At 45.5% G+C, this 8,534-nt stretch carries 2 protein-coding genes; both read left to right on the top strand.

From position 1 onward, the window contains the following. Positions 1-8,112: hemagglutinin repeat-containing protein (locus tag ACFIKR_RS08215; RefSeq protein WP_375659509.1), on the top strand; the 8,112-nt coding region annotated here is incomplete at its 5' end. Next, positions 8,109-8,519, top strand: coding sequence for a hypothetical protein (locus tag ACFIKR_RS08220; RefSeq protein ID WP_375659510.1), 411 nt, complete (start codon positions 8,109-8,111; stop codon positions 8,517-8,519). The genes ACFIKR_RS08215 and ACFIKR_RS08220, both read left to right, overlap by 4 nt. The last annotated feature ends 15 nt before the right edge of the window (positions 8,520-8,534 follow it).

Here is an 8,534-nt window from a genome sequence, read left to right on the forward strand (position 1 = left end):
GGACTTGGTTTTTCTTGTTTGTTAGCACCTTCAGCGTTACAGGCACAAATTACTGTGGATCCTAACGCTAATGCCGCTCATCGCCCAGATATAGTGGCAGCGCCCAATGGGGTTCCCTCCATTGATATTGTTACCCCTAATGGCAAGGGTTTATCACATAATAAATATGATGATTTTAATATTGGCAATCCAGGTGTGATTTGGAACAATCATGCGCAAGAAGTGGGGCAATCGCAGTTGGGGGGCATTATGCCGGGCAATCCGCATTTGCGTGTTACGGGTTCGGCGAAAGTGATTTTAAATGAAGTGACCAGCAGCAAGCGCAGTGCGCTTCATGGTCCAGGAGAGGTTTTTGGGAGCCCAGCCGATGTGATTATAGCCAATCCCAATGGGATAAGCTGTGATGGTTGCGGTTTTATCAATACGCCCCATGCGACCTTAACCACTGGTGTACCCGAAATTGATGCGAGCGGTTTTTTGAAAGGCTTTGAGGTGCGAGGTGGGGATATTACCTTTGGAGCAAAGGGAGCCAATTTTTTCTCTGGTCAAGGGGCTGTTGATATTGTCGATATTGTCTCACGCACGGTGCATTTTGAAGGAGCTGTTGCGGGCAAGGAAATTGGAGTGACAGCAGGGACAGGGCACTTTGATTATGCTTCACGGGAAATGAAAGAACTGACCGATATTACTGGTAAACCAGAATATGCGATAGATGGTTCTGCTTTGGGGGCTCTTCAGGCGGATCAGATTAAACTTGTGGCAACAGAAAAAGGTGTAGGGGTTCGCATGCGCCATGATATGGCAGCCAATGCGGGGCAGTTGCATCTTTCTGCTGACGGGAAAATCTCGTTGAAGAATGTTTTTGGTCATGGGGGCGTTGTCCTCAAATCAAAAAGCCAGAGCGTATTGGCAAAACACATCACCTCGAAAAAGCATATTGATATTGCCGCCCATAAGGATGTGACGTTAGAAACGGTTGGCGCTGATGGTCATTTAAAAATAGAGGCGCAGGATGGGCTTTTATCGATTGCCGGAAACGCAACGTCTGGGGGCAATATGGAGCTGTCTTCGCGCCAAACTCTTCAAGTTTCAGGGCTAGGGTCAGGCGCTGATATGGCTCTTGAATCGGGCGGAGACTTGAAGCTTGAGGGGATTGTTTTAGCGCAAGGGAACCTCAAGGCGCACGCCGGTGGTGATATAAAGGCGCAGCTTTTAGCTGGTGGGGTTGATATGGCGGCAACGGGTGCTACAGGTGTTGTTGTTCTTGGCACCCAAGGGGATGTTGATCTCCAGAGCAGTCAAGGTGCGATTGTTGCTGAAAGTGTTTATGGGGCAGGAGATATCACCCTGATTTCTCATAACGGACTTTCTGTTTCTCAAACAATTCTGTCGCATCAAAATGTTGCCATTCAAGCCCAACCAGAAACAAATGCTCCCGTTCATTTTGGGCAACTTTTAGCCTATGGCAAGGCAAATATTGAGGGTGGGGCTGTTGACTTTTCTTCGCTGATGACGGGTGAAGAAGCTGTTTTAAAGGTTGGCAGCCTTGATGCTGGCACACTGATGACAGGTGTCGTTTCTACGGGTGGTTCAGGGGATCTTGTTTTAGATGAAAAGGGCTTTCTTTTGATTACAGCAAAAGAAGGGGTGAAGGTTGGTCAGATTGCCAGTGGTGGCAATATTGAAATTTTTGCTGGCAACGACATTTATTATGATCAGGTCATTGGCTATGGCAACGCAACATTGACATCGGTATCTGGAGAGATCAGTGTTGAGAATGTGCTGTCTGCTGAGGGGGATGTGAGATTGACAGCACCGACACTGGATTTAAGCAATAATCGTTCTCATATTTACACGCCGCAAACGCTGTATTTAATTGCAGATCATATTGATGTCTCGGGCAGCGAATTGACTTATGGTGGTTTAGATTTTAACAGCACCAACGCCCTTGATATTCACCATGCGCGGCTACAAGCCGTGACAGATGAGGGAGGGACTGGAGATATTCTCTTTATTGCTCCAAGCGTTATGGTGGATAAGGCAACTTCTGTTTTAGCGGCACGAGATTTCGTGATCAAGACGGGGGAGCTTGGAAATAGCGGTCAATTAGCATCGGGGCAGGATTTAGTCTTTAGCGTGACGGGCAATGTGACCAACAACAAAACGGGCTTAATTTATGTGAAGGGCAATGGTGCTTTACAAGTTGATGGGGCTTTGCTCAATGATTTTGGCGCCATTTTAGCAGAGGGTGATTTGGATTTCACCAATGCAGCTGGCAGCGGAAAAAGCCTTTCCCTTGTTAACAAAGCAGGCTTTATTCAAGCTGGTGGAAACTTAAATATCCAAACCAACACCCTGAAAAACGAAGCCGATAGCACGCCTGTCATCACGGAAAAAACGGAATATAGCGATATTTCATTCCAAAGACCAAAGGGTTCTGATCAACTCAGTGATGGGATGTTATATCATGATGCGAAAGTTGGTCTTTGGGGACAAGGGCACGAACATCAAGATGATAACGGAATTTGGAAAGGACACTTATACATTTACTTAGATAATCCACTTTGGAATAGTAAAGAAGAAACCTATGGCACCGCAATTTCAAGCGACGGAACAGTCTATAAGGCTTTTACTTGGAAATATGTTGACGAAAGAGACTCTGTAGAACAGTATCGATGGAATGGTGATAGGTGGAAGGCAGGAGGGCTCTGGTCAATAAACAAACACTGGTCACACATGACAGAAAAGACTGTCACGCAAGGGTTTTCGCATAAACCGACTGTTTCGGGGGTAATACAATCTAGTGGCAACCTCATCATTAACGCTGATACCATTGACAACCATTATAGCTCTATAGAAGCGGGGGGAAATGCGGATATCCAAGCCAAGACGCTGACCAATTTAGGGGTAACAGCTTATAAAAAAACTTATATGGGTTGTAATGCCAATACGAAGGATGGTTATTGTTATGGCTATAAAACTGATGGAAGCCGCGATGTTTCTTTAGATATAGTCAATGGCAAGGAACGCCAAATTGGCTCAGAAGCTCTTGATGCTGCTCCTGGTCTTGTCCAAGCGGGCGGCACTTTAAATCTGGTGGTCGATCAACTCAATAACACGGCAGCGGAAGGTTCCATTACAGGGGATGCGCATTTTAAAGCACAAGCAGCTGAACGTAAACCACTGGAGAAGCTGAGTGGTTTAACCGGGGCTGGTGCTCTCTTTACACCAAAAGTGGATCTCAATAATGCAGGGGAACTTTCTGAGGGGCTTCCTTTACCAAAACCCCAATCGGGTGGGGTTGGGGGCACGCTGCCCAACCAGAATTTCATTTATGAAACGCGGGCAGAATTCCTTGATGTTGGCAAGTTTTATGGCTCAGCCTATTATTTGAACAGAATTGGTTATAATCCTGATCGGGAGATTTTTTTCTTAGGCGATGCATATTTTGAAAAGCAGCTGATTGAAAAACAAATGCGTGATCTTGTTGGTCAAGGGTTGGGAAAAGGCTCCTTTATTCCTGGAAGTGATGCCATTGAACAAGTCAAAACTTTGCTGGATGTCGGGGCAGAATATGCAAAAGCACACAATCTCCCCTTTGGTGAGGCTTTGAGTGAAGAACAATTGGCTTCTTTAGAAGCCCCGATGGTGATTTATGTGCGCCAACAGGTCAAGGGCATGGATGTTTACGCACCGGTGCTTTATATCCCTGAAAAAGACAGAGCCTCCTTTGTTTCTGCTGGGGCTTTGATCATGGGCGATGATGTGAATATCACTAGCCAAAATACAAGTAATTCCACGATAATCAATTCAGGACGGATTGCGGCAAACCACCAATTGCATGTGCATGGCGGGGATATCCTCAGTCAAGGAGGGCATTTTGCGGCGGGTGGTGATGCTGTTTTACTTGCGGAGAAGAATATTCGTTTGGATGCAGGGCGCACAACGGTTGACGGCGTGGAGACAGTATTAAACACCGAAGCGCTTTCTACTGGTGGCAATGCGACAGTTCTTGCCAAGCAAGATATCACCGCTTCAGGGGTGGGGATCACCACCGGAGGTGATCTTGCCATGGCTACAGAACAAGGCAACTTGACGATCGGTTCAGCAGAAACCCATTACCATGATGAACAGGGTGATGCCACCATGCATCATAAATCGGCGTTAAACTCTGGAGGATCGACGACACTTGCCTCTGGAAATAATTTGAATATCTTAGGCTCTGATGTTCAAGCAACGGATAATCTTTCCTTACAGGCAAAAGAAAACGTTTCGATTGATGCCACGCGCAACAGTGCCAATAGCCATCGCGGGGATCAAACCTCTCATGTTGCCGTGCACAATGGCTCTCATTTAAGTTCTGGAAAAGATACCACTGTTCTATCGGGTGGCGATATCCATATTGCTGCTTCCGATATCGATGCGAAGGGCAATGTTGGTCTTGGCGCCCAAGGGGAGGTAACAATAGGGGTGAGAAACGATGAAATGGAGTATCATCTTCAGGGCAAAAACACGAAAGTGGATATGCAAGCCTCTCATGCCGTTGGCTCTTCGATAAAATCGGGAGGTGATACCACGGTCATTGCAGGGCAGGATGGCAAGCCGCATGATCTTAGCATCACAGGTAGTTCCATTGTGGCTGATGGCAAGGTAGGGCTGAAAGCCAGCAACGATGTCCTGATCACCAATGCAGAGGATAGCTTACACTATGAGATGTCGTACCATAAAGACGGTGGAGCATTTAGTAGCAGCAAATCCGTGCATAACAAGGTGGATGCTACCCAAGTTTCCGGTTCACTCATATCTGGGGGTGAAGGCGTTGCCATTGACTCAGGAAACAACACGGAAGTTGTAGCCTCGACGCTCACAGCCGGTAAGGCAGAGGAAACGTCAGGAGAGAAAGCACCAGGAGAACAGAAACAAGCGGATATTACCATTCACTCTGGGGGAAAGATTGTCATAAAAGGCGCCCAAGAACAGTTGGATCAGCAAGCACAATCGTCATCAAGTGGCTTTTTGCATGAGGAATCGTCCGATACATCTCAATCGCATACCACAACGGTCTCCTCTATCCTTGGGGCAACGGGCAACATTATCACGCAATCAGACAAAGAGACCACAATCACTGCTTCTCATATGTTTGCAAATGAAGATATTCATGTGAGCGGAGAAAATGTGACAATTGATGGCATGACAGACCACCATAGCAGCCATTCAGAGACCCATGAAACGGGTTTTGGTGTGGGATCAGGAAAGGGCTTTGTGTCGATATACGGGAGTGAGGGAAAGACAGAAAATGAAGAGAGTTTTGAGCATCAAGGCTCTTCTCTCAATGGGAAAAATATCACCATCACCGCCACCAAAAAAGATGTGAACGTGGAGGGCTCTGATTTTACTGCGCAAGAAAATATTCATGTTTCGGCAGCCCATGATGTGAATGTTTCACCTGGTCACAATCGTCATAGGGCAAGCTCAAAGGAAGAACGCACAGGTTTTGGGTTTCAGTTTGAAAAGAACCCTAGCGGTGCTTCCGTGGGTGTTGGAATTGCAAGCGCTAAAGATACGGGCGATCAATGGGAAAATACCAATACGCCATCTCATTTCAAAGCGGGCAAAGATGTGCAGATCAATGGTGGCAATGATGTGAATTTACAAGCAACCATTGTTTCGGCGGATCGTGATGTCAACATTGATGCTGGCAATAATATCACCCTATCAGAAAGCTATGATACCTCTAACGCAAAAGAAAAGCATGAAAAGTCTTTTGCTGGTGTGACAGCCTCTGCTGATATCGGTGTCCTTGGCACGGTACAAGGACTAAAAGATTCAGCGGACCGCATGAACAATAAGGATGGTAACAATACAGTTATTAATGGCATACTGACCGGCATGAAAATCAATCACCTCTTTAATAAAGGAGAGAACTTTATTCATTGGCTGACTGGCAATACGGGGGAAAAGGGGAACATAACCAAAGGACTGAGTAACCTATTAGGAGGGATGGGGGGCTCCACCAAGGATGCTCTTGCCAATATGGCTGGCGCATCTGGCAGTGTAACCGTGGGCTTTAAAACTGAGAAAACAGAAGCCTCTGTTCAGACATCTACTGCGGTAACAAATAGTATAGAAGGCGGGCGTTCTATTAATATGCATGCTCACGAAGGCAGCATCCATAGTGTTGGCGCTGATATTATTGCTGGTACCAATCCAATCTATGTGCTGGAAAATGATGCACAGAGCGGGAACATCACCATGGAAGCAGGTGAAGATATCACCTTTGAAAGTGCGCAAAATACGCAAAGCACACAAAACAGCAGTGAAAGTGCTTCAATGAGTGTTGGCACCGGTTATGGCACGGGTGGTGCAGGGGCAACGGGCAGTGCTGCTTTTAGTCAAGGGGAAGGATCGAGCGAGGAAGTTCAACACAAAAACAGCCATATTATAGGCACTGGCACTCTTCATACCATGAGTGGGGCAAACACCATACTGGCAGGCGCCGTGGCTTCTGCAGATCATGTAGAAATGGAAGTAGGGGGTGATTTTGCCATTACCAGCCGCAGTGATACGGGACAAACTTCCAGCAAGCAAAACTCTGTTTCTGCTGGTTTTGGCGCTGGACAAACGGGTGGTGGGGGCTCCATGAGCGCCTCTTTCCAAAAGGATAAATCCTCTAGCGATTATCATAGTGTTGTGGAGCAATCAGGTATCAAAGCTGGTGATGGCGGCTTTAATATCATAGTTAAAGATAAAACAACGCTGACCGGAGGACTTATTTCCAGCACCGCGCCGGCAGATAAAAACAGCCTGACCACTGGAAGCATTAGCACCAGTGATATCAACAACGGTGCGCATGCTAAAGCCAGCAGCCATGGGTTTAGCCTTTCTGGGAACGACACGATAAAGAACATTGCCAAGAATGTTTTAAATCACGGCAAAGCCAAGGATGCAGCAGAAGGGGAAACCAAATCTGCTATCAGTGATGGGACTATCATCCTTACTGATACAACTGGACAGAGGGCGATGGGGCAAGATGCTGGACAAATCATTGATGCACTCAACCGCAACACCGCTACAGCCCACCAGGCTGTAGGACAGCTAGATGTCGCACCGCTTGAGGGAGCCGTGCATAATCGCGTAGATATGATCAATGATTTATCGGATGAAGGATTGGGATACTTTGATAAAATTTATAAAATCACAAATGTCAAAGAGCACCCAGTAGGTGAGGTTGCGCATGATGAAAATGGCAATGTCCTTTATGCAACCGATGAAAATGGAAAACCTATAAAAGGCAGTGATGGAAAATATATCACTCTGTATCACTTTTTAAAGCCAGAGGAAGAAAAGCATTTACAAAAAGGCCCTAATGGTGCTGTTTATATGTTCTACAATGGCATTTTTAATTCACCAGATGAAGCTGCGGGTAATGCTGTCCAATTGGCTGTTAATAAAAATGGTCCTCTTTATTTTACATACTTTCCCCAAGCTGATGATGTGCTGGTAGAATTAGGGGTAGCAGTTTATCAAAAGTTTTTTGAAGGGGGCTCTTGGGGGTTGACCAATTCAACCAAAAAGTTCCAAGATTTTATCTATCGTTATGGCAATGACAATGCTATTGTTAGTGCGCATAGCCGTGGTACCATAACAGTAAGCAATGGAGCAAATGACTTGCAAGAACATGGTATCCACGGTGTAGCCAAGAAAACAGACTTCTATCTTGTTGGAGCGGCTGCTCACATGCAATCGATGGCCAATACAGTAGATTATCTAAGCGATGGCGAAAAAAATTATATCTACATACAAGGTCATATGTTAGACCCCATTAGTACAGTGATTGGTTACAATTGGCCTACGGCTTATAAGGCACCTTTAAATCTAGATTTTTCACTTTTGGAGAAAGGTATAAAAAATCCTTTTTATATGACAATATTTGCAGCAAACAGTTTATTTACTATAGCAACTAATCCAATCAGAGAGATGGGGAAAGCAGTCTTAGGCTTTAAGCCTAGCCCCCATAATTGTTATGCTGATGCAAGTCGTAAGTGTAAAAATGATTACGGTTCATTTGATTTTAACAAACTTTATTCAACGAGAACAGGGAACAAAAAATGAAAATGTTGTTTAATTTATTAAGCCTGCTCATTCTGTTAACGGTTGCTGGATGTGATATTGAAAACATTGACAAACCTCCTCCAGGGGAAGTATATGGGTGGTTGAAGGCGGGAGCAGACTTTACTGAGGTAGGAAAAGCCTTGCTAGAATGTGGTCTGCCGCACCTTAATTATCTTGAGGATGAAGTTCAAAAACTAAGCAACAATGAGAATGCAACGATTGATGCTTGCATGATTCAATCAGGTTTCCGTGACAGATATGGCGGTCCCTCTTGGTGTGTAAACCATAAAGCTGAAAACTTGCCCATTTGTCGTCCAGGCGCTGTCATACCACAGCGCAGTGTCAAAAAGCGCTTAAACAGCCCGTTTTGTAAAAAGTACAAAAATGCGGATGAATGCCAACCTTAAGTTTTGCTGTTTGTG

This window comes from Bartonella sp. MR30HLJHH, assembly GCF_042194195.1.
Lineage (GTDB): Bacteria > Pseudomonadota > Alphaproteobacteria > Rhizobiales > Rhizobiaceae > Bartonella > Bartonella grahamii.